The following is a 22,670-nucleotide window of genomic DNA, read 5'->3' on the forward strand; positions in this document are numbered from 1 at the left end:
ACGCCCTCCTCACCAGGAGACACCATGACCACGAACCCCACCGCCGGAGCCGGCCCTGCCGAAACCACCGCCGCCATCACCGCCCGTCCGACGCCGGTCCGGCTCGCGCTGCGATCGCCCAGACTGTGGGTGTTGATCGGGCTGATCTGCGCGATCGCCGCCGGCGCGCAGGCGATCGGCCCGGTCGTCATCCCCCTCGGCATCGCGACGGTGACGCTGCTGCCGATGATCTGGGGCATCCTGACGGGAGCACTCGTCTCGGGGCAGCGCATCAAGCCGTTGCCGATAGACCTGCAGCAGGCGGCGACGGTGATCATGGGCGTCGCGGTGCTCTTCCTCTGTGCGCGCCTGTCGTTCACCATCGGCCCCAACCTGCCGGTGCTCTTCCAAGCCGGACCCGCGCTGCTGCTGCAGGAGGTCGGGCATCTCTTCGGTACGATCGCCCTCGCCCTGCCGCTCGCCGTGCTGCTGCGGATGGGGCCTGCTACGGTCGGCGCGACCTTCTCGATCGACCGCGAGGGCTCGTTCGCGATGGTCAGCGAGCGCTACGGGTCCGACTCGCCGCAGTACCGCGGCGTGCTGTCGATGTACGTCTTCGGCACGGTGTTCGGCGCCGTCATCATCAGCATCGTCGCCTCGCTCGCGGCATCCCTCGGAATCTTCGACCCGCTCGCCCTCGCGATGGGCGCCGGTGTCGGCTCGGGTTCGATGATGGCCGCGGCCGCCTCGGTGATCGTGGCGCAGCATCCCGAGATGCAGGATCAGGTGCTCGCCCTCGCGGCCACCTCGAACCTCATCACGGGCATGCTCGGGCTCTACATCGGTGTGTGGGTGTCGCTGCCCTTGGCCGACCGCCTGTACAAGGTGTTGACGCGCAATCAGAGCGCCACGCTGCCCGGGCGCCGCGACAAGAAGGGCACGATGAAGACCGAGGCGGTCGCCGCGGTGGCCGCCCAAGTGCTCGAGAAGCCGCAGGTACGTGTGCCGCTGTGGGTGAGCCTGTCGATCATCGGTGCGGCCGGCCTGATCGTCTCGATGATCGCAGCGAAGACCTTCGCCTGGCAGATGATCGTCGTCTACGCGATCCTCGCCGCGCTCGTCGCCCTGGGCATGGGCGTCAGCCGGCTGACGCGCGGCAAGCTGCCCGCGATCATCACGGTCACGACGGTGGGCCTGCTGCTGACCTCGCCGATCTCTCCCGTCGGCTCGGCGCTCGTCGAGATGTCGGCCAGCGTCGACTTCCTCGCCCTGATCACGGTGATGCTGACCATCGCCGGGCTGAGTCTGGGCAAGGACCTGCCCATGCTGAGAAGCATCGGCTGGAAGATCATCCCCGTCGGCGCGGTCGCGATCACGGCATCGTTCCTGCTCTCGGCGGTCGTCGCGGAGTTCGCCCTCGGGTTCTGGGGGTGAGCACGCTCACACCCCTCCGGGTCGAGCGCGGCGCATACGTGTCCGCGCTCGACCTGTTCTCGGTCGGGATCGGACCGTCGAGCTCCCACACCGTCGGCCCGATGCGTGCGGGGCTCCGGTTCCGCGGGATGCTGGCCGCCTCGGGGGAGCTCGCTCACGTCGACCGCTACGAGATCGTGTTGCACGGATCGCTCGCGGCGACCGGCGTCGGCCACGGCACCCCGGATGCGGCGATCGCCGGGTTGCGCGGACTCGATCCGCTGACCGTGGACCCCGGTGAGGTGCACGGGTCGTGGCAGTTGCTCGATGCGGGCGGTGAAGTGCGGGTGGATCGCGTCGCCGTTCGGCGGGGCGATGTGCAGTGGGAGCCGCGCGCTCGGGATCATGGGCATCCGAACGCCGTCACGTTCCGCGCCCTCGGCGGAGGGCGTGTGCTCGAGGAGCGGACCTATCTCTCGGTGGGCGGCGGGTTCATCCGTGACAAGGGTGAACCCGCGCGTGACTCAGCGCCGGTCGGGCCGCTGCCGCACCGCTTCTCCTCGATGAGCGAACTGCTGGAGCTCTGCCGCGCGGCAGGTGGTGATCATCCCGGCGAGATCGCCCGGATCGCGCGTGAGAACGAGCTCGCGCAGCGGACGGCGTCCGGCGTCGACGAGGGCCTCGATGCGGTGTGGCGCTCGATGGTCGAGTGCCTCGAGCGGGGGCTGTCGACGCACGGTGTGCTTCCGGGCCGCCTGGCGGTGCCGCGCCGTGCCGCGCGTGCCTGGGCAGCGTTGGTCGAACGGGGCGACGCGGTGGCGGCACCGGAGAGCCTGTCGGTCTACGCGATGGCGGTCAACGAGGAGAACGCCTCGGGAGGGCGGGTCGTGACGGCGCCGACCAACGGTGCCGCGGGCGTCATCCCCGCCGTGATGTACCACGCGCTCGGCGGGCGATCGGCCGCGCGCGCGGACGTCCACCGGTTCCTGCTCACGGCGACGACCGTCGGCTCGATCATCAAGGCGAACGCGTCGATCTCCGGAGCCGAGGGCGGGTGCCAGGCCGAGGTCGGTTCGGCGTGCGCCATGGCAGCCGCGGGGCTGACCGCTGTGCGGGGAGGAACGCCGCTGCAGATCGAGAACGCCGCCGAGATCGCGATCGAGCACCACCTGGGGCTGACCTGCGACCCCGTCGGGGGGCTGGTGCAGATCCCCTGCATCGAACGGAACGCGGTCGCGGCCGCGACCGCGGTGACGGCCGCACGGCTCGCACTGCTGGGCGACGGCCGACATGTCGTGGGCCTCGACGTCGCGGTCGAGACGATGCGGCAGACCGGGCGTGACATGTCGCACCGGTACAAGGAGACCAGTGAGGGCGGGCTCGCCGTCAACGTCGTCGAGTGCTGAGAGGCGCTGCGCTCGCCCTGCGCAGCGCGCCGGGCGCCCGCCGGTGATGATCGACGGGCGCCCGGGCGTCGTGCGCTATCCGTGTCGCATCGTCACTGCGGCGACGACTGCGCGGTGCGACGACGGTTCGTCACGACGGCGGCCGCACCGGCGAGCATCACGAGGATGCCGATGCCGAAGAGCCCCGTGACGTCGTCGCCGCCGGTCGCGGCCAGCGTGCGGCCGGATGTGTCGGACCCGGTCGAGACCAGCGCCGGAACGGCGACCGGAGCGGCGCGCAGGCTGAACGCGATCGGAGCCGACGGGTCGGAGAGGCCGGTCGTGCCCGCGGCGTCCGTCGCCTGCACGGCCACGACGGTGTAGTCCTCCGGGGCGAGGGCGATCGTGACGGACCAGGTTCCGTCGGCGGCGACCAGGATCGGATCCGCGGGGTCCGCCGGGGCGGGAGCGGGCTCGACCGCTGAGAGCGACATCTCGTCGGCGGCGGCGCTGTCTTCCAGAGCCTCCTGGGCGAGCGCGGTCGGCACGACGACGAGCCCGACGAAGGCGCCGGGTTCGCCGGTGCCGCGGAAGGTCACCTGGGCGCCGGTGACGACCTCGCCGGCCGCAGGGCTGGTGATGGTCGGGGCGGGCAGGGCCGCGGCCGACGGCAGCTGGAACGAGACCTCGACGGTCTCAGGGGTTCCGCCGTCGACGGCGAGGGCGACGGTCGCGGTCTGCGCGACCGGGGCGTCGTCGGCGTAGGTCGCCGTGACGAGCCAGATGCCCGCGACGACCGTGACCGGCTGCGTGCCCGGGAGGGGCTGCGCGTCGCTGCCCAGCACGGTGACAACGGCTCCCTCGTCGCCGGTCCCGGTGAAGACGACGGTGCGCGTGGGCAGCACCTCGCCGGGCATCGGTGTGAGCACCTCGAACGGCACCTCGGCGCCGGGGTCGGGGAGCGCGAACGTCACCGTCTGCACCTCGGGCTCGGCTCCGTCGGCCGTGAGGGTGATCGTGACGGTCTGCGCGTTGTCGGCGTCGTCCGGGAACACCGCGGTGGTCGTCCATGCGCCGCCGGTGACGGTGACGGGCAGGGTGCCGGGCAGGGGGTCGCCCTGATCATCGGAGAGGGTCACGGTCGCTCCGTCGGCGCCGGTTCCGGCGAAAAGCACGGTGCGCGTCAGGGTCGTGGCATCGGGCGCGGGGCTGAGGACCGTGAAGGGGATCGCCTCCTCGCCGGGCAGCGGCGCTTCGCCCGTTCCGGGCGCGACCTCCGTGCCGGGCGCGACCTCCTCGCCGGTGCCGGGTTCGGGGATGATCTCTTCGCCGGTGCCGGGCTCGGGCGCGACCTCCTCGCCGGTGCCGGGCTCGAGGGCAACCTCTTCGCCGGTGCCGGGACCGGGGACGACCTCGGGTGCGGCGGCATCCCCATCCTGCGCAGGCTCGGCTGACTCGCGGGACGGTGCGGGCTCGTCGGTGAGCCCGGCGCCGGCGGCATCCGCAGTGCGGGCATCGACGACGGCGACGTCATCGACGGCCGGCTGATCGGATGCTGCGGCGGGGCCGGCGGCGAAGCCGGCTGCGCCGAGGGCGACGACGAGGGCGACGGGGAAGGCGATCGCCTTCCGTCGCAGGGACGTGGGAACGGACATCGAGACCTCACGATCGTGTGGCGATACCCCGCGGCGTCGGCATCCGATCACCCCTGATCGACGCGATGGCGCGGGTGGGGCCGAGAACGCGCCTGCCCCCCAAGACATCGGCACGTTCCGCGAAACATAGCAGGGAGCGGCCGACGCTGACCAGGGGTTTTCTTCGACCCGCGCGGGGTGGATCGGTGTGCGTCGTCAGGCGGGCGATGCTGCCGGCCAGCCAGTGGCGGTCGCCGCGCACGGTGTTCACGAGGTCGTCATTCGGGAGGTCGTCGCCGTGCCTCCACTGTCACATCTCGGACTCGTGATCGCGGCCCTGCGCCGGGCCGGGATGCGCGAACACGGACGGATCGTGAATGCTCGGCGGCGTCGTATCGGGCTCTCAGAAGGCTCATGATCCGGTCGCATACCGTGCTGGGCATGAGCAAGCTCAGTCGACTGATCGGGATGGCGTCGAAGGCGCTCGGCGACAAGGCTGCGCCGGGTTCGGGGGCAGGCGCCGGAGGTGCGAACGGCGGGGACTGGCGGTCGATCGTGCGCGGGGCCGCGGACGCCCTGACCGGCGACTCCCGAGCCGCCGCGCAGCCCGCGGCGCAGCGCGGTCCGATGGGTCTGACGCCGCCCTCCGCCGGCACGCTCACCGACGCGGATCGCAAGGCGATCGCGCGGTACGACTACCTCGTGCAGACGGCGGATCCGGCTCAGCTCGAGCAGATCCATCGTGACGCGTTCGCGCGGCTGAGTGCGGCGCAGCGGGCCGAGGTGGAGGCTCGGCTGTCGGGCAGTCTGCCTCCTCACGAGCGGCCCGCGTCGTCGGAGCCGAGCGTGCTCGCGCGGGCTGCGACGCGTGCCGAGATGCTGAAGCCCGGCTCGCTGCGCGGGCTCTTCGCGCGCGTTCGAGGCGGGTCAGGTGGCGCCGGTGGCCGGCCTGCGGGTGCCGGGATGCTGGCGGGTGCCGGGGTGGCCGCAGCGGGCGGCCTGCTCGCCGCTGTCGCCGGCGGCGCGATCGTCAGTGCCGTCGCGGCGCCGATGCTCGAGCAGGCGGCAGGCCTCGTGGACTTCGACGCGATCGCGTCGGGCATCGACCCCGAGAGCCTCGTCTCCGGTATCGACGCAGAGGCGATCGCCGGCGGATTCGGAGAGCAGGTGTCGGGCCTCGGCGATCAGGCGTCGGGTTTCGGAGATCAGCTGTCGAACTTCGAGCTGCCGGATCTCGGTGACCTCTTCGGACGGTGAGCGGCTCGACGTGCGTCCGCAGGGGCCGACGGGCGAGCGCGCCCTCGGAGCCGCCGTTCTCGCTGTGATCTCGGAGCTGGACCCGTACGGGCTCGAGCCCGGCGCGGCGGGCGGAGCGCCGGCTGACGAGTACTCGTTCGAGGCGGGCCCTATCGCGGGGATTCTCGTGCGAGAGGGGGCGGTGACGCCGCGTCAGCTCGATGCCATATGGCATCACTGGTTCGGTGAGTCGCTCACGGGTGCCGTCGGAAAGGATGCGGCGGCACGCACGGTCGCCCGCCTGAACTCTCTTGGCGCGGAACCCCCGTGGCCGGTGGATGGGCGGTCCTATGCTGGCCGCGTGTCAGAGCCCACGCAGGAACAGCTCGAGAAGTCCGACAAGGTCGAGAAGCGGACGATCGGCGATGAGATCCGCTACTACGTCAAAGACATCAAGGCTCACTGGCCCGTCGTGGTCGAGGAGCACCCGGACGCCGCGGGACATGAGGCGTGGTGGACGCCGGACGGGAGGTTCCACGCCACGCACACGCAGCTGCGCCGCGACGCCATGATCGGCGGCATCGTCTGATCACCCGACGCGGCGCACGCGTCTGGCGATCGGGGCGTCGCCTCGGCGGGCGCCCCGGGATGCGACGGCGGCGGTCCATCTTGCGCCGCCGCGTCCTGCGTTCGATGCGCGCCCCGATCCGTTCCGGCAGGATGACCGCGGAGCTGCGCCGGGGAGCGCGCTGAGGATACGAGTCGCCGACGGCGGTGCGCGCCGTCGCGCTGGGGGAGAAGAACATGACTGAGTCGAGCCTGCCCGCGGCCGGGTGGTATCCCGCCGCACACGCTGACGGCCAGCCGCGCTACTGGGACGGATCGGCGTGGACGGACGCAGACTCGGCGACCGTGCCGGTCGTCGTCCAGCGCGAGTCGTCGGGGTCCGACGCGGCGCCGTCCTTCCTCCAGCGGCCGATGATGCGCCGCACAGGGCTCATCGCGACGGCATCCGCGCTGGTGGTCGGTCTGCTGCTGGGCGGGGGTGTCGGCGGGTCGAGCGCGCAGTCGGAGGTCGCGGCACTCGAAGACCAGGTCGCCGCGCTCGAGATCGATCTCGCCGGTGCCGAGGGAGTCGCGTCTGAGAACGACGCTGCGCTCGCCGATGCCCGCGCGGATCTCGAGGACGCGCTCGCAGATCTCGCGACGGCTTCGGAGGCGCTCACGACGGCGACCACTCAGATGACCGAGATGGAGACGGCCGCGACCGCCTCGCAGTCCGAGCTCGACGCGCGTGCGGCGCGGATCGCCGATCTCGAGGGCCAGCTCTCGGTGCGTGCCGCTCCGGCACCGGCTCCCGCAGCTCCCGCTCCCGCGGCTCCCGCCCCGGCGGCTCCGGTGTCGGCGTGGTACGACAACTGCACCGCCGTCCGCAACGCGGGGGCGGCGCCGATCCGGGTCGGGGATCCCGGATACGCCAAGCACCTCGATCGTGACGGCGACGGCATCGGCTGCGAGTGAAGCCTGCGGCTCGAGCGATGCCTGCGGCTCGAGCGATGCCAGCGGCTTGGAGCGATGCCCGCGGCTTGAAGTGACGCCACCGGCTTCGCGTGACGCAGCGCGGGCAGCCGGTGGAGCAACACTGCCAGCCGGCGGCGCAGGCCTGGAAGCCGGTGACGCAGCGCGGGCGGCCGGCGACGCGATACCTCCGGCCAGTGACGCAGCACGTCGCCAAGCCCAACGTCAACGGCAACGTCAACGGCAACGTCAACGTCAACGGCAACGCGCGGCGCACATGAGCGCGAGCGGCATCGCCCAGAGGTCAAGGTCAGCGTCGGGTCAGAACGGCGGAGCATCCGGCGGAGCGTCGGCGCGGGGTGGTGCGCCGCCGCTGCCCGGGGGTGGGGCGATCGCCGCGGTGAAACACACGGCGGGTATCGGGATGTCCTCGCGGTAGACCCGGCCGAGCGGTGAGGTCCACACGAGCACCCCGCCCCCGACCTGCCGGACCTCCCACTTCGTGAACTGCTTCATCGAATGGTGTCGCTGGCAGAGGTGGGCGAGGTTGAAGATATGGGTGTGGCCGCCCTTGGCGTAGTCGACGGTGTGGTCGATCTCGCAGCGGATCGCGGCCCGTCGGCAGCCGGGGAACCGGCAATGCTGGTCGCGCGCGGCGAGGAGTCGTCGCATCGCCGGCGCCGGTCGGTACGTGTCGACCTCGACCGGGGTGCGGGTGACGGGATCGATGAAGAGCCGGTCCCACGTCATGGTCTGCGCGGCGAGCCGGCGTACCGTGTCGGCGTCCACCAGCGTCGCTCCGACGGCCTCGGCAGGATGGTCGTCCGCGCCGGTGAGGGTGTCGGACGTGATCACGACCTGCACGCGAGCGCGGATCGCACCGAGCGGGCCGGCCTGATCGGTGCCGTGAGTCGGGTCGACGACCGGAGCGCCCCCGAGGACGAGGTCTGCCAGGGCATCAGCGCGGAGCTGGTCCATGGTGCGAGTGTCGGGCTCGGGCTCGGCGGCATCCACTCGGGCGTCCTTCACCGACTGCCCCATCTGCGTCAGCCGGTCGAGCATTCCCGTCGCGATTACCGAGGGCAGGCTCGCGATCACCTCCGACATTCCGTCGGAGCCGTGAACCAGCCGGACGCCGCGGCACGCCGCAGCCTCGCGGTGCCGCTCGCTGAACGACTGGGGATGAATCTGCTCAGCGAGCGCCTGCAGTGAGTTGCGCACCCGCGACGGGATATCGCGGGTGCAGACATCGATGGCGGCCCGCTCGAACTCCGGCCGCACGTCTTCGGGCACGATCGCGCCGACCTTCACGACCGCGTCGACGTGGCCTCGCTCGATACGGCGCTGCTCCCACGCCGCGAACACGAGCGGATAGCCGTCGACGATGGTCATGGCGTGGTCGATGTCGCCCTGCAGCCGCCGGTCGGTCAGTCGCGCCATGCCTGCGGCCTCAGCGGCGACGGAGCGCAGCTCCATATCGGAGGCCATGCCCCGGATGCCGGTGCTTCGTGCTTCTCGCAGTGCCGATCGGCCCAGCTCTGCAAGCGCTCGCACCGAGGCGATGTCGCTCGCGTGGGCGAGGTCGAGCGCGTGGGCGTAGCCCGCGAACGCCATGGCGTGCGGCGACGCGAACGGCGAGGGATCGGGCTGCGCCATGTCTGCGCCCGTCTCGTCCGTCGATGCCATGTTCCCATTATCGCAGGCACCACCGACATTCGTATCATACATGTGTTCTATTCTGCAAAGCTCACCGGAGCCCGTCGATGTGGAGGAAGCGCCGGGGTGCCGCCGCATCCGTCGCCTCCGCGACCCGGTCGCGTACGGGCGTTGTGTACCGATGGCGATGCTTCTCGACGTCGCGTCCCCATCGATCTCATCGCCGACATCGATGGGGATCGATTGCGCGGACCGCCAGGACGGGCTTCTGATCCGCTCGGCACCGCGCGCCTCCGACCGGGTGCTGTACGCCGCGACCGCGACCGCGACCGATTCTGGGGCGGTGGAGCTCTACGGGTGCTCAGCGCCGTGTCGAGGCGTTCAGACCTCCGGCCAAGAGACCGACGAGTCGAACAGGCTCATCAGTCCGGTCGACCGGCAGCGATCAGTGCCAGCCTTACGAGCTGCGCACGGCGCCGACGGTGAACGGGCGATCCTGACGATCGAGGACCATCACAGCGCGCGAGGCGTGATCGTACGGGCGCAGCCGGGGCGTGTCCCTTGTGGAGCCGTGCGCGCACGGCTCGGGGTCGTCATGCGTGCGCAGCGACACAGGGACTCTGCTGCGCAGACGCTACCCCGCGCGAACAGCATGCGCGCCGCGCGGCCTACGCTCGTCAGATGAGTCCGTTTCTCCCTGGTGCGCGTGGAACCCAGCCCTGCCCGAACTGCGGCGCTCAGGTCACCCAGTCCGACCGGTATCCCGAATACCTGTGTCACGAATGCGAGGCTCGCGCCGTCGACGCGGACGGCGCACGGGTGGCTGGATCTAACGCGTCGTTCGGTGGCGGGTTCATGTTGCACTGGCCGGACGGCGAGCACGAACCGATGCCCTGCATCTCGGCGCGGGTGTGGGTCGATGGGCGGGAATGGGTCTATTCCGAGGCGCGATTCGGCGGAGTGCTCATCACGCCGGCTCGAGAGGGCTGACCCAGCAGATTCGCATCCGCCACGCCGCCTCCGCAGCACCGCATCCGCAGCACCGCACACGCAGCGCCGCATCCCTCACGCGCTCCGATCGGCTCAGGGAACCTTGTGCCCTGCCGTCTGCAGGAGCGCGTACCACTCGGCACGCGTCAGCGGGATGTCGCTGCCCGCGGCGGCATCCGCGACGCGCCCCGGGTTGGTGGTTCCGAGGACGACCTGAATCCCAGCGGGATGCCGTGTGATCCAGGCCGTGGCGATCGCGGTGGCCGTGACGCCGTACTTCGCCGCCAGCTCATCGAGCTTCGCATTGAGCTCGGGGTAGTCCGCGGCGCCGAAGATGACGCCGTCGAAGAACCCCTTCTGGAAGGGCGACCACGCCTGCAGCGTCATGCCGTTGATGCGCGAGTAGTCGACAAGGCCGCCGCCGTCGCGGGTGATCGAGTCGTCTTCGCCGGCCATGTTCGCCGCGAGGCCCTGGGCGACGAGTGTCGAGTGGGTGATCGACAGCTGCACCTGATTCGCCACGAGCGGCTGCGTCACCGCGGTCTTGAGCAGGTCGATCTGCCGCGGTGTGTGGTTCGAGACGCCGAAGGCCCGGACCTTGCCGGACGACTCGAGGTGGTCGAACGCCCGCGCGACCTCCTCGGGCTCGACGAGAGCGTCGGGGCGGTGCAGCAGCAGCACGTCGATGCGGTCGGTGCCGAGCGCCTCGAGCGATGCCTCGACGGAGGTGACGATGTGGTCGTACGAGTGGTCGAAGTGCCACTCCTCGGGAACGATCCCGGTCTTCGTCTGCAACGTGATCTGATCACGCTCGGACGGGCTGAGCTTCAGCGCCTCGGCGAAACGGCGCTCGCAGCCGTGTCGGGTCGAGCCGTAGATGTCGGCGTGGTCGAAGAAGTCGACGCCGACCTCGCGCGACCGGTCGTAGAGGGTGCGGATCTGCTCGTCGGCGAGGTCTTCGATCCGCATCATCCCTGCGACGACGTTGGGAACGCGGACGGTGCTTCGACCGAGGGGGACGGTGCGCATGATTCTCCAGTGATTCACGAGACGACGGATAGGGATGCGGCAACGGTGCTGCAGCCCGCGGGACGAGGCTACGCGGTGGTGATCGTCACGGCGACGGTGTCGCCGATGTCTTTGCCGAGGGCTTTGCGCACCTTGGCGTTGAGCGAGACCATGTGGCCGCCGGTTCCGGTGACCATGGCGCCGACGTTCTCCAGCACGACCTCGTCGATGGTGGCGTTCATGCGAACGGTCTTGCGGGTGCCGAAGAACTCCGCGGAGCCCGGGATCTCGACGCAGCTCCAGGTCTCGCCCTTGACCTCGACGCCGATCGTCGCCTGGAACCGCAGTTGCTCAGCGCTCATGGCCACAGGCTATGCGCTCGACGGTGCTGTCGTGCTGCGGCCGCCGGAATGCGCCGGGATCCATGTTCGAGATGCGAGGCACGCTGCGGGCATTCGCGGGCGGGATACCTGGACGCGGCGCGACCGTACGCTTCAAACGGATGACCGGGCAACCCCCTCTGCGACGCGGTGCACGCGGTGTTCGACTGCACGTCCGCGCGAAGGTATCGCGCCATCGGAGGTAGAGATGTTCTTCCACGTGCAGAAACTCATCAACGACATCGAGCAGGACGAGCCGGATCCCGCCGCCGCGAACGCGCTGCAGGAAGGGCTGGGCGGCCAGTTCGGCGAGATGCGCACCATGATGCAGTACCTCTTCCAGGCCATGAACTTCCGCGGGGCCGACGCGAAGCCGTACCGCGACCTCATCCAGGGCATCGGCACCGAGGAGATCAGCCACGTCGAGCTGATCGGCACCACGATCTCGCGCCTGCTCGACGGATCGCCGCGCTACCAGGGCAAGCCGACCGACCCCCTCGACACCCCGGGCGCCGACGGTGCCACGCCGCTGAACATCGCGCTCGACACCAGCAACATCCACCACTACCTCGTGGGCGCGCAGGGTGCGCTGCCGGTCGATGCCGCGGGCAACCCGTGGAGCGGTAGCTACGTGTACAACTCGGGCAACCTCGTGCTCGACCTGCTCTACAACCTCATGCTCGAATCGACCGGCCGTCTGCAGAAGTGCCGCATCTACGAGATGACGGACAACAAGACCGCCCGTTCGACCATCGCCTACCTGATCGTGCGCGACCAGGCGCACGAGAACGGCTACGCGAAGGCACTCGAGACGCTCGGCATCGACTGGAAGAAGACGCTGCCCATTCCGAAGACGAACGCGGAGCGGTTCCCCGAGGTGAAGAAGCTCGTCGACCTGGGGCTGCAGAGCAAGCAGTACACGTTCGACCTCGAGGATGCCTCGGAAGCAGGCAAGGTGTTCCGCGGGGCGTCGCCGTCGAACGACGGCACCAACCTGCAGGCGAACGAGCAGGCCCCCCAGGGGGTTCCGTCGGTGATCGCGCCGGAGCGTTTCGAAGAGTTCTCACCGGGACTCGACCCCGAGCTCTTGAAGCTCATCCAGACGACCGCCGAGATGGAGCTCGACGAGATCACCTCGTTCTACGGCCCGACCGCGAAGTAGCGGGAACGCTGTCGCGAGTTGCATCGGTCCTGCGGCGATGAGAGTTACGAAGTACTCGCTTGCCGGCTCAGGGGCGAATAGTCGGATGACCTGGTTCACGGTGCGCCAGCGGGCCAGGCGGCGCTGGTCTCGTGCCCGGTGCAGACGGCGCATCGACACGGGCAGTCGACTGGTACAACACGCGCGGCATGAGGCGATGAAGAGTCGGTTCCATAGCGGTCGCGGCCCCGCTGCAAACGGGCGGGAATCGCCCGACAAGCCGTGATCGTGGCGAATGGTAAAGTCAGGCGAGGCCGTGAGGCGCAGGTGTAGCGATGTCTCTTGTGCCTGGGCAGACCATCGCAACCCGCGCACGAGTCCGGAGTGGAGAGACTTGGTAGTCGTTGTTGGACTGACGTTGCTCCTCATCGTGGGGCCGGTCGTGGCGATCGCGATTGAGCGGCGCTTCGGGTTCGCGGCTGTCGCGCTTCTCATTGTCCTCGTTGGTGCCGCGATTTTTCCTCGCTCTCTCATCACGCTGGTTGCAGTACCTGAAGCCACTCCGTACGACATAGCGCCGGCGTCGTTGGCTCTCCAGACCCAAATCGTCGCTTTTGTTCTGGCAGCTGTCGTCATACTTATCGGTCGAGGGCGGTTGAAGTTCGCGGGTGCGCTAGTCGTCTTCGCCATTCTCCTGACGGGGGCAATGTTCACGAGCTGGGGTGGAGGAACCATCCCGCAGTGGTCTGGGTACTTCGTCCTCATGGGAGCAGTGCTTGCCTACGGGGTCGGCTCGGCAATCGGTCGCGAAGTCTTCTCGAGCAGCGATCTCGCGAGGTTCTTCCTACTCGTGATCCTCGCGGTTCTGCTGTTGCAGTTCGCTGTAGCCTTGCTCCAACTGCTCGGCGTCTCGCTTCCGACAGGGTTGGTGAACTCGGATCGCACGCTCGAGCAGACGGTTGGTCGAGTATCAGGAACCATCGGGCATCCGGCCAACCTCTCGAAGGTAACCTTCGTCCTGATGCTGCTCTCCTTGCCCTTCACAGCCGCTGGAGACAGGAAGATCAGGCGTCTTGCTTTCGTGTGCGTGGCGCTGGCAGCCCTGCTCGGTGGTCTGACGGTCAGCAGAGCGAACCTAGTCGCGATGTTCGTTCTGCTTACTGCGTGGATTCTCACCTTCCCCGGTCGCGCGCGAGTCGGTACTCGCGCTGTCGGGGCTATCGGGTTGGTCGGAGCGACTGCAGTGTTCGCTCCGTTGGTGCTCGACCGGTTCGAAGACGACGCGGAGGGTGGATTACGTCCTTTGCTTCTGGACGCCGCGCTACGCCACCTCAGTAACGACGTCTGGATCGGAACCGGCCCCAACGCATATGTCGCTGTAGTCGGTCAATCCGACGCGGCGACAGCGTCTGGCTACCCCGTCCATAACGGTTTCCTTCTTCTCACAGCCGAGCTTGGCTGGCTTCTTGCGGCCTTGTTCTTCGTCCCGCTCGCTGTTCTGGTCGGGTGGGGCTTCCGCCGGCTGAGGCGTTCGAGCGAGTTCCTCCATGTTCCCCGGGTGATCGTTTACGCCACCCCTGGGGTAGCCGTCATCTTCCTCACCGGGTGGGGAATGATCTCGGTGCTGATCATCGGGCTGTGGATGTTCGCGCTCGGTTTCCTCGGCGCGGCCCGTGGCGGCGTATCGCTTACCTCGGTCGGCGACAGTGAATTGCGCCACAACACCAGCCGCAGTTACGAAACGGATTCGGCGCGATGATGCGCGATGAGGCAGCCCCTGCCATGACGACTGCGGCAATGCTCAATGATGTCTGAAGGTGGACGAGCAGCCCGTGGTGCCCGCGTCACGCTCGGCGGCCAAGCGCTTAAGTTTGCGCTGCAACTGACATCCACCGTAGTCCTGGCGCGGCTTCTCGTCCCTGAGGATTTCGGATTGTTCGCGATGGTTATTGCGGTCACCGGGTTCGCAGCGCTACTGGGCGACTTCGGTCTATCCAATGCGGCTGTTCAAGCGGAGAACATCACGGATCAGCAACGTTCGAATCTCTTTTGGATCAGCACCGGGGTGGGCGCCCTCCTGTACGCACTTCTCTTCACCGTCGCCCCCTTGATCCAGGACTTCTACCGCGCAGACGGGCTGGCCGTTGTTGTGCAGGTCATGTCCGTCGGATTCCTTCTGTCAGCGATCGCCTCGCAATTCACCGCACACCTAACGCGCAACCTGAGCTTTGGTCGCCTCGCCATCATCGATGTGAGTTCTCAGGCGGCGGGTCTCGCGTTCGCATTGTCCCTCGCCATCAATGGGGCCGGATACTGGGCACTAGTCGGACAACAGCTTGCCTCAGCCGGTGTCCTTCTCGTCTTGACCGCTCTACTATCCGGATGGGTGCCTCGCTGGCCAGCGCCCGCGCCTATGCGGAGTCTGCTCACCTTTGCAGCAAACTCTCTCGGTGTACAGGCGTTGTCATACGTGAGCGGCAACGCAGACTCAGTCGCGCTCGGCCGAACATCGGGTCCCGAAGCGCTGGGCCTGTACGATCGCGCGTATCAGCTGTTCAAGATCCCGGTGCAGCAAATAGCCGCGCCTCTAACCCGTGTTGCCCTCCCGATCTTGTCGCGCCAACAGTCCAATAGGCCCCAGATGAGTCGTTATGTCCTGAGTGCGCAACTCGGGATGTCGTATGTGCTCGGCGCTGCGTTCTGCCTCGGAGCCGCGCTCGCCAGCCCGGTGATCGAGCTCGCGCTAGGGCCACAGTGGTCAGACGCCGCACCCCTTTTCGCAATTCTCGCCTTTGGTGGGGTCTTTCAAGTGATGGGATACGTCTACTACTGGTCGTTTCTCGCATGCGGTCTCACCGCCTTGCAACTGCGATTCTCCCTGGTCACTCGCGCGCTGATGGTCGGCCTCATCATCATTGGCGCGTTCTTCGGTCCGACCGGGGTCGCGCTTGCTGTCGCAGTTGGTCTGGCTTTGAACTGGGTGGTGCTGTCCGCGTTCCCGATGCGCCGCACCGGGTTGGACGTCGGAGCCATCGCCCGTACCGGAGGTCGCGGCATTGCTGTGAATGTGGTGATGGCGGCAGCCGTCTGGGGTGTCGACAACCAGCTGCTGCGCGATCTCACTCCGCTCGCCCGTCTCGGAATAGGCGTTTCGGCAGGGCTGGCGGTTTACGCGCTGCTTGCAGCTACTGCCCCGCCAGTGCGACGCGACCTCGCAACAATTTTCCGCATGGCCAAGAGGAGCTTTCGTTGACCGCAAGAGTTGAATCATTCGCTTGGAACCCGCGTCGTTCGCTCAAGGTTCCTATCGCGCGCCGCCTCGCGATGGGCCCCCGCACCAACAACTTTGGTGATCTCGTGGGACCGCTCGTGGTTGATCTCATGCGTGCCCGATATTCCTTGACTGACAGAGCAGTGTCAGGAGCGGCCGTGCGCCTTTTCTCGGTGGGATCGGTACTCCACTTCGCGCGGGACGGAGATCTAGTTTGGGGCAGTGGAGTCAACGGCAAGATCAACGCCGATCGTCACCGCTGGGGGGCGCTTGATGTCCGTGCTGTACGCGGTCCCCTCAGCCGTCGTTGGATTAGCGACTTCAATGGGCAGGACGTACCCGAGGTCTACGGCGACCCGGCATTGCTTCTTTTTGAATTAGGGTATGAGCGCCCAGATCGGGTCATCAAGCGCGAAGTCACGTTCATCCCAAACCTGAACGACTCGCAACGACCGCTGGGCAGCTCGGCCACGGTCTCCCCTCGCTCCGCAATAGCGAGAATCTTGACTGCAATCGCCCAGAGTGAGAACGTCGTCACTTCGTCGCTGCACGCGCTCGTGTTCGCCGAGTTACTTCGCGTTCCGGTCGCGCTTATTAAGCCCCCGTCGGAGAGTCCCTTCAAATATCAGGATTATGCTCGCGGCACCGGGCGTGATGAGCTTCCGATGTTCGATGATTATCGATCTGCCATGGCCCATGCGTCATCGTCGACGTATCGAGATGAAGATGCTCTTGCGGCATGGTCTAGTCATGAGCTGCTTCGTGCGTTCCCCGCTGACGTCTTTGTCCCTGCAGACGCGCGGGATGCAGGGCGGGCTTGATGCGTGTTCTACACACTGTCTATCCGCCCACAGACCGAGGCAACCCGTTCGCGTCCCTCCTAATCGAGGCGCTACCAGCCGATGTCGAGTCCAGCTACTTCTCTTGGCGTTCAGCATTCATCCGGCACTGGGACGTCGTGCACTTCCAGTGGCCGGAAAAGTACTTCTCGGCGAGCAACCGCATCGCTTCCTTTGCTAAGCGGGTCAGATTCCGCATTTGGATGAGGTTGCTGCGTGCGCGCGGCACTGCGGTGGTGCTTACCATTCACAACCTAGCCTCCCACGAGAGTCATGGCGCGGCAGCGAATCGCGAACTCTCGCGATTGGAAAGACTTGTCGACAGGTTCGTGGTCTTGAATCCGGCCGTCGCGATCACGAATTTGCCTGCGGTCGCGGACGTGATTCCGCACGGGAACTACCGTTCGCTAGTGCCTGACCGAGGTCTGCCCGACGCGGAGAGCAAGCGCCTCCTCTACTTCGGCTTTATTCGGGCATACAAGAACGTGCCGCTACTTGTGTCGAGTTTTGCTGCTGCTTCGCTGCCGAACGAAGGCTATGAGCTCCGGGTAGTGGGGAAACCTTATGACGCCCTGACTGCTGACGCAGTTCGATCGGCCGTTGCAGATTCTCCCTCCCGCAATATTTCCGCACGGTTGGCCGCGTTGCGCGACGCTGAGCTCATCGATGAGATTTCTCGCGCATCGGTCATAATTCTGCCGTACGCTGATCTCTATAATTCGGGCGCTCTCATTATGTCCTTGACAATCGGGCGCCCCGTGATAGTTCCCCGCACGCCCGCCACCGAATATTATGCCGAGCAGTTCGGACCCGATTGGGTTTACCTTTTCGATCTTCCGCTTTCGCCTGAGCGGCTTGCTGATGTGGTGAAGGCGGCGGCAGCGGAGTCAGAGCGAGCAGCGCGTCCTGATCTGAGCGCTTTGGACTGGGAAGTTATCGCAGCAGAGTACGCCTCGACCTATCGGGCGGCTATCGCTGATCGTGCCATGTCAGCCGGTTGATGTCGCGTCAGACATAACGACGATCTCGCGCAAGGTCGTCTGCCGATGGCCTTGTGGATCTCCGTGAACCATCATTCGTATGAGGCTAACCGCGGCGGGGCGGGGGAGATATATGGTTTGCCATCCGGACGCCCCACGGTAGTCACCGTCATGAAGCTTCGTCCACTGTTTGCCGTCCGCCGAGCCTAAAAGCTCGTACTTGACGTATCTGGAATTGTTCGCAGTCCACAGGAGGCGGACGGATCCCACGGAGCTGGGTTGCGTTAGGCGCCAGGTAATGCTCTGATCCCCGTCCGCGGCCCAACCAGTGTTCTCGTTCCCGTCGACGGTGGAAGCCGCTGTGCCGCGCGACGTGGCTGTAGCCGCCGTCGACGCGATCCCGATCCCTGTGACGGCGCGTTGGATCACGAGCTTCGGGGCAAGCGCCTCCCCTGCTTCGCGGGAGTCGAATCGTGCGAGGAGTGACTCAGGAGTGCGGGGTACTGATCCGCCAAGCCCAATCGCAACCGTGCCCATCCCAGCAGCGGAGAGTTGGCGGAGATAACCTGTCAGATCGATCTCCCTTGCTCCGGACTCACGAGTGATTTTGAATGACGTAAGCAGCTTCCCGAGGCCCGGACGATTCGTGTAGGTAGTCGCCGTCTCGTTCCAATCGTCCGTCACCTCGTAAACATGGACGACAGCCTCGGGGATACTGGGGTCGTCGATGAGGGCACCGTTCAGGGAAAGCGTCGCGGAGGTTATAGAGAGGGGGTCAATGCCACTCAGGTTGAATGAGAGGAAAGCGTGGCGAACGCGAGTGCCATCCGCGGGGGATCCGGGTGACTGTGCTTTCACGTCGAGGCGCGCGCGGGACCCGAAGACGGTGTTGGCTGAGGCTCCTCCTTCCACGAAGGTATCGGCGCTTGGAGCGACGGTCACCAAGTCGCTTCGCGACACCAAAATCATGTTGGTGAATGTTCGTGAAAGAGTTCCCTGTGAGATGGTCGTTGTCACTGTGGCTGTGCCAGCTGCTTGGGCCAAGACCCGTCCTGATGCGTTGACGCTAACAATCTCTGGCTTGTCTGAACGGTGCGTCACGGCCACGTTTTGAACCGGAGTCCCAAGAAGGTCCGTGATCCTTGTTGTGATAGAACCTGCTTGGTGCACAGAAAGTTTTGGTGGTGCGGCCACCGTCGCATCGGCAAATAGCGGAGTCGGCACCTCGGCGGGAGCTGCGCCTGGCGAAAGAAGATCCACCTCGCGAAGTGTGGCTTGCCAGGTTGGCACGGCGGAGATCAACTCCAGGCGCACGTGGCGGGCGTTGTAGGCATATCTGAGTTGGTAGTCCGCAGAGCCGGCGGCGCCGGAGTAGGTGAAAGAGCCTGCGTCGTTCCAGGTGTTCCCGTCGAGGGAAGTTCGCACTCGAAACGTCACTTTACGACTCGAGTCGGGACTCCAATCCGTCCTGATCGTTCGGATCAGCGTCGATTGCGGAAGCGTCCAAGTCGCAGATGCGCCTCCTCTTGCTGCCCAGCCGCTCGATATCGAGTTGTCGTAGGTTGCGGCGGACGTCCCGCGCAATGTACCGGAGGCCGTAGACTTTTCAATTGCTTGCGAAACTGGGCTAAGCCGGACCTCAATGCGGGGCGGGTCCAACGACTCGCTGCTACCAAAGCGCGCCATGAGCGTAGGATCGGCCGGGACGTTTCCGCCCAGCGCTAGATCGAAGTCGCGTAGGGTCTCGTGCGAGAGCTCGCGGAGGACCGCTGTGAGGTCCAGGCGGGACTCACCTCGTTGACGGGTTGTCACCATGCTTCCGATCGGGGCGCCCAGCGACGGCCGATTTTGATACGTTGCGTTCTTGTCCGTCCACATTCCGTCGACCTGATAGGCATCGACGCGGACCGCGTCTCCGCTGGCGTTGTCGGCGATGGATCCCGTTAGCACGAGGACGGCACTCGCGATTCTCTCCGGATCGATACCGGAAAGATCGAAGGCAATGAGACTAGTTCGAACACGCGTTCCGTCGGGCGGAGTAGCGGGCGATGCCGCTTTCACGTCAAGGCGATCCGCCCTTCCGAAGTTGCGGTCGGAGCTCGCGCCTCCTTCCACGAACGTGTCCTTCGTCGCTCTAATAGAGAGCGAGTGTGATGGACGCACCGCGACTTCCGCACGTTGCGACGGGTACTCCCAGTCGCCGACCCTTGCGTAGACGCCGACTGGGGCAGTGCCGGGTGCGACTCCGATGGCTGCCCGGGCCTCTGTTGCGACTACTGTACGATCACCCGACACAGCTTCGAAACTCGCGCCAGCCGCGCCTCCGGTGGCAGTCGCGTTTAGCGGGATCCATTCCTCTGTTGCGATCGATGTCGGCAATGGCGCTACAGTGACGCCCCACGCTCCCGGCGCCAGGTTTGGCGGGACAGGGCTCTCGCGGAATCCGGAGACTTCTACTTCTCGAATAGTCGACGTCCGATCTCCCCCCGGGTCCCCGAGCACCTCGATTCTGATCTTGGACGTGCTCTGGGGTGTTGCGAACGTATTCGTCGACCATCCCGAAACGGACCGGTGACTCCCAGAAGCAGCGGTACTCCAGGTGGTGCCGCTAAGCACGAGAATTCGGTAGTCGATTCGTCGAGTTGAGTTAGCGGTCCAGAGAATGTCCAAGCGATGAAGTTCGACGCTACCCCGTAGCGTCAGATCGATGTGCTGGGCGCCCGTGGCGGCCCAGCCGGTTGACTCGTTGCCGTCGAAGACCGCACCCACGCTACCCCGCGTTGTTGCAGTTGCAGAGGCTGCCGTGATTGTCGTTCGTTCAGGAAGTATTGATAGAAGCACCCCCGAGTCCCCGTTAGGTGAGCCGCCGACTAGATAAGAGCCGGGGGTACCTGGTACCGCCGCGACCGCGACGGCGTTCCCACGAGCATCGCGAGCGCCGACGATCGGTTGGGGGAGGGCGGGGTCTCGATAGTGGGTATAGGAGCGACGTTCCGGACTGAAGTCCTCCACCTGGGCGCCGTCAACAGTCAGGCGCGATAGTCCGGTCGACTGCGTCGGCAGTGAGCCCCACGCCTCGAGGGCGCGAACTTCACCAACGCGAGAGCCGGGGTCCGCGGTGGGTGGGAGTAGCGTCATCGTCACCGTAATCGACTGGCGCGAGCCGCCAGGAACGTCCGCGACGAGCTTGGTGATTGCGGTGTTCGCGTCTTGAGTCGGTGAGGGGGAGATTGGAGACGGCACTGCGGGCGTTGCACGGAATCGCACGCTGTCCGCGGCGGAGAGCTCGACGAGCAGACGCTGTCCATCTTTGTACAACAGGGCAGATCGACCCGACTGAGTAATCTCTACGCCCGCGGACGTGTGGAGGCTCCACCGAGCCGTCGCACCGCTGGCAACTGCAACCTCATCTTGCAGCACGACCTGACGTATCGACGAAAGTACTCGAATACCGCGTAGCCAGGTTCCAACGGGCGCGCCACGGGACGCGCTCACGTCCGCAACGGCGTAAGCACCGAACCGCCCCGACCCCGATGAGACCAGGGTGCCCCCGGGAGCATCACGGTAGTCGTTCATCGAGTCGCGATCGAGTGTGAGTGTGTTGTGCCCTTCGATCCGGTTGCGGTAGTAGCTCCACCTGGAAGACACGGGAGCTCCGTTGGCAAGCGCTGTGTAGCTCGTTCGATCTAGTCCAAGCTGTTCGGCCCAGGTGATGCCACCAACCGCAATCATGACATCCCCGGCATCGGACTGTCGGTGCCCAACTGTCGGGTCGCCACCGTATCGCAGTGCTGCGAATGTGGCACCCGCGTCGACGGAGTCGCCGCGCACCGTGGCGATCCCGGCGTCACCGTATACCGCGACGCGCGGACGCGACTGATCCGGCGCCGTTATTGGTGCCACCGTCGGGTCTCGCCAGACGAGGCGCTGGGCCGCCCGCCGGCTGGTGTCCATTCCCGCGGAAACCGCTTCCAACTCACGATCCCCGGTCAGTCGGGCGAGACCCGAAAACCCCATGGCGGGATAAACGACGGCGTCACTGCTCGCATACGTGAAGTAGTCTCCGGAAGGCGTCATGAGGTCGCGGACGAATGCGCCGCTCCTCGTCAAGCCTCCGATGTCTACGAGCCCGTGAGTGGAGCCCGTCGAGGACGAGAGAGCATTCAGAAAGAGTGTCGAGTAGTCAGTTGCGTACTCCCAGTACATCGGGCCTTCTGCGTAGCTGCCATCGGCCAGGTAGCCCCTCAAGCCGTTCTTTATGGAGTCCATGGCGAAGTCGAGCACGCGTCGAGCATCGCCGCTCGTATCCTCGGTTATGATCGCGAGGCTGGCGAGGCCGAGGCCGCTGTTGACGACGACATTGCGGTTGTGGCTCGCAGTGACCCACGACTCGGGATCGCCCGGGGGCGCCGAATAGAGCGGCAGGGCGGGGCGCAGCGCCTTGTCAAGAATAGCGTTTCGCAACGTCGCTCGGCGGGATTCGCTCCAGTAGCTATAACCCCAGTCGTAGGAAACTGCGAAAGCGTTGGCGATCTCCGCAGTATCCAAGAACATCCCTGGATTCCAGTTTGGAAACCGCGCGGCTGACTCGAGATTACTCCACAGCCGCTCCATGTACTTCTTATCGCCTGTCAGTCGCCACGCCAGCGAGAGCGAGTAAGCGCGATCCACCAACGCCTTCGCTGTCGTGGTCATCCGCGTCGAATCTTGAAAGTCGTACCCGACGACCGGCTGTGTCAGTTGGTAGTCAGCAGAGCTCAAGACCTGCTTCATCAGTCGCGCCGTCACTGAGTCAGTCGATGAGTTTGCCTTGATATCGGCAAAGGCGCTCTCATCGGTCACAAGCAGTCGTGGGTGGCTCGCCCGAACGTCGACGGACGTTCGGGCCGCGGCGTCGGCAGGCTCAGGCGTGACTACTCCTGTTCCAACGACGAGGGTCGCAACGGCGACGAGGACCATGAGCATGTTTCGCCAATAGTTCATGGACTACGAGTCCAACCAGTTCATGCCTGCTCCGATGGGGTGGGGGAATGGGGTCGACGCCAGGAGATGGTTGCCAGGTTACGCGAATGTCGGCGTGTTCCCAGTATGAAGTGGGTGTTCGTGCGATAGGCGGATCGCGACGCCGACGATCTGAGTGTCGTCCAGGTCCGACGTGGTTGCGGCAGCGTGACAGTTCAGCTCAAAGTCGAGAATCAGGCACATGTGGTCCAATCCAGACCGGCCGCGACGCGTAGCAG

16 protein-coding genes are annotated in these 22,670 nt (G+C 66.3%); 11 read left to right on the plus strand and 5 right to left on the minus strand.

The window, feature by feature from the left end; translation table 11 throughout:
- The first annotated feature begins 24 nt into the window (after positions 1 to 24).
- Together HW566_RS10990 and HW566_RS10995 are read left to right on the plus strand one after the other, a co-directional pair.
- Entirely contained in the window at positions 25 to 1,413 is a 1,389-nt protein-coding gene (locus tag HW566_RS10990; protein WP_178012843.1) for a DUF3100 domain-containing protein, read from the plus strand.
- Positions 1,410 to 2,798, plus strand: coding sequence for an L-serine ammonia-lyase (locus HW566_RS10995; RefSeq protein ID WP_178012845.1), 1,389 nt, complete (start codon positions 1,410 to 1,412; stop codon positions 2,796 to 2,798). Before HW566_RS10990 ends, HW566_RS10995 begins: the two co-directional genes overlap by 4 nt.
- A 92-nt stretch (positions 2,799 to 2,890) precedes the next feature.
- Here HW566_RS10995 and HW566_RS11000 read toward each other — a convergent pair whose 3' ends face one another.
- Positions 2,891 to 4,432 (minus strand): LPXTG cell wall anchor domain-containing protein, encoded by a 1,542-nt coding sequence (locus HW566_RS11000; RefSeq protein ID WP_178012847.1) that lies wholly within the window; start codon positions 4,430 to 4,432, stop codon positions 2,891 to 2,893.
- Between the two features lie 420 nt (positions 4,433 to 4,852).
- Here HW566_RS11000 and HW566_RS11005 point away from each other — a divergent pair, with 420 nt between their 5' ends.
- The 4 genes from HW566_RS11005 (at position 4,853) to HW566_RS11020 (ending at position 7,446) form a co-directional block, all read left to right on the plus strand.
- A complete protein-coding gene (locus tag HW566_RS11005; protein ID WP_178012848.1) occupies positions 4,853 to 5,668 on the plus strand; it encodes a cation-transporting ATPase in 816 nt (271 codons plus the stop codon).
- A gap of 340 nt (positions 5,669 to 6,008) precedes the next feature.
- On the plus strand, positions 6,009 to 6,236 hold the full coding sequence (locus HW566_RS11010; RefSeq protein WP_178012850.1) for a hypothetical protein: 228 nt from the start codon (positions 6,009 to 6,011) through the stop codon (positions 6,234 to 6,236).
- Between the two features lie 215 nt (positions 6,237 to 6,451).
- Positions 6,452 to 7,168 (plus strand): excalibur calcium-binding domain-containing protein, encoded by a 717-nt coding sequence (locus tag HW566_RS11015; RefSeq protein ID WP_178012852.1) that lies wholly within the window; start codon positions 6,452 to 6,454, stop codon positions 7,166 to 7,168.
- 89 nt (positions 7,169 to 7,257) lie between these two features.
- Positions 7,258 to 7,446 (plus strand): hypothetical protein, encoded by a 189-nt coding sequence (locus HW566_RS11020; RefSeq protein ID WP_178012854.1) that lies wholly within the window; start codon positions 7,258 to 7,260, stop codon positions 7,444 to 7,446.
- A gap of 40 nt (positions 7,447 to 7,486) precedes the next feature.
- Here the strand turns inward: HW566_RS11020 and HW566_RS11025 are convergent, their stop codons facing one another.
- The 3 genes from HW566_RS11025 to HW566_RS11035 form a co-directional block, all read right to left on the minus strand.
- On the minus strand, positions 7,487 to 8,893 hold the full coding sequence (locus HW566_RS11025; protein ID WP_256728679.1) for an HNH endonuclease signature motif containing protein: 1,407 nt from the start codon (positions 8,891 to 8,893) through the stop codon (positions 7,487 to 7,489).
- Between the two features lie 1,011 nt (positions 8,894 to 9,904).
- Entirely contained in the window at positions 9,905 to 10,840 is a 936-nt protein-coding gene (locus HW566_RS11030) for an aldo/keto reductase (RefSeq protein WP_178012856.1), read from the minus strand.
- Between the two features lie 68 nt (positions 10,841 to 10,908).
- Positions 10,909 to 11,181 carry a DUF1905 domain-containing protein gene (locus tag HW566_RS11035; RefSeq protein WP_178012858.1) on the minus strand — a complete coding sequence of 91 codons (273 nt, stop codon included), beginning with the start codon at positions 11,179 to 11,181 and terminating at the stop codon, positions 10,909 to 10,911.
- A gap of 226 nt (positions 11,182 to 11,407) precedes the next feature.
- Here HW566_RS11035 and HW566_RS11040 point away from each other — a divergent pair, with 226 nt between their 5' ends.
- The 5 genes from HW566_RS11040 to HW566_RS11060 all read left to right on the plus strand — a co-directional run bounded on the left by HW566_RS11040 (position 11,408) and on the right by HW566_RS11060 (position 17,451).
- Complete coding sequence (locus HW566_RS11040; RefSeq protein ID WP_178012859.1) at positions 11,408 to 12,361, plus strand: manganese catalase family protein; 954 nt, start codon at positions 11,408 to 11,410, stop codon at positions 12,359 to 12,361.
- 421 nt (positions 12,362 to 12,782) lie between these two features.
- Positions 12,783 to 14,099: an O-antigen ligase family protein gene (locus HW566_RS11045; RefSeq protein ID WP_178012861.1), complete on the plus strand. Its 1,317-nt coding sequence runs from the start codon at positions 12,783 to 12,785 to the stop codon at positions 14,097 to 14,099.
- 45 nt (positions 14,100 to 14,144) lie between these two features.
- Entirely contained in the window at positions 14,145 to 15,593 is a 1,449-nt protein-coding gene (locus HW566_RS11050; protein WP_178012863.1) for a lipopolysaccharide biosynthesis protein, read from the plus strand.
- A gap of 176 nt (positions 15,594 to 15,769) precedes the next feature.
- On the plus strand, positions 15,770 to 16,432 hold the full coding sequence (locus HW566_RS11055) for a polysaccharide pyruvyl transferase family protein (RefSeq protein ID WP_178012865.1): 663 nt from the start codon (positions 15,770 to 15,772) through the stop codon (positions 16,430 to 16,432).
- A gap of 137 nt (positions 16,433 to 16,569) precedes the next feature.
- Positions 16,570 to 17,451 carry a hypothetical protein gene (locus HW566_RS11060; protein ID WP_178012867.1) on the plus strand — a complete coding sequence of 294 codons (882 nt, stop codon included), beginning with the start codon at positions 16,570 to 16,572 and terminating at the stop codon, positions 17,449 to 17,451.
- On the opposite strand, the gene HW566_RS11065 is transcribed toward HW566_RS11060, so the two are convergent.
- Positions 17,440 to 22,389: a CBM96 family carbohydrate-binding protein gene (locus HW566_RS11065; protein WP_178012869.1), complete on the minus strand. Its 4,950-nt coding sequence runs from the start codon at positions 22,387 to 22,389 to the stop codon at positions 17,440 to 17,442. The two genes, HW566_RS11060 and HW566_RS11065, sit on opposite strands and share 12 nt — an antisense overlap.
- Positions 22,390 to 22,670 lie beyond the last annotated feature (281 nt).

Origin of the sequence: Microbacterium oleivorans (assembly GCF_013389665.1) — a bacterium.
Taxonomy (GTDB): domain Bacteria; phylum Actinomycetota; class Actinomycetes; order Actinomycetales; family Microbacteriaceae; genus Microbacterium; species Microbacterium oleivorans_C.

Excerpts from the sequence above, each read along its gene's own strand:
- HW566_RS10990 (WP_178012843.1), top strand. The coding sequence starts at position 25 with ATGACCACGAACCCCACCGCCGGAGCCGGCCCTGCCGAAACCACCGCC.
- HW566_RS11000 (WP_178012847.1), bottom strand. The coding sequence starts at position 4,432 with ATGTCCGTTCCCACGTCCCTGCGACGGAAGGCGATCGCCTTCCCCGTC.
- HW566_RS11005 (WP_178012848.1), top strand. The coding sequence starts at position 4,853 with ATGAGCAAGCTCAGTCGACTGATCGGGATGGCGTCGAAGGCGCTCGGC.
- HW566_RS11015 (WP_178012852.1), top strand. The coding sequence starts at position 6,452 with ATGACTGAGTCGAGCCTGCCCGCGGCCGGGTGGTATCCCGCCGCACAC.
- HW566_RS11025 (WP_256728679.1), bottom strand. The coding sequence starts at position 8,893 with ATGTATGATACGAATGTCGGTGGTGCCTGCGATAATGGGAACATGGCA.
- HW566_RS11030 (WP_178012856.1), bottom strand. The coding sequence starts at position 10,840 with ATGCGCACCGTCCCCCTCGGTCGAAGCACCGTCCGCGTTCCCAACGTC.
- HW566_RS11035 (WP_178012858.1), bottom strand. The coding sequence starts at position 11,181 with ATGAGCGCTGAGCAACTGCGGTTCCAGGCGACGATCGGCGTCGAGGTC.
- HW566_RS11040 (WP_178012859.1), top strand. The coding sequence starts at position 11,408 with ATGTTCTTCCACGTGCAGAAACTCATCAACGACATCGAGCAGGACGAG.
- HW566_RS11050 (WP_178012863.1), top strand. The coding sequence starts at position 14,145 with ATGATGTCTGAAGGTGGACGAGCAGCCCGTGGTGCCCGCGTCACGCTC.
- HW566_RS11065 (WP_178012869.1), bottom strand. The coding sequence starts at position 22,389 with ATGGTCCTCGTCGCCGTTGCGACCCTCGTCGTTGGAACAGGAGTAGTC.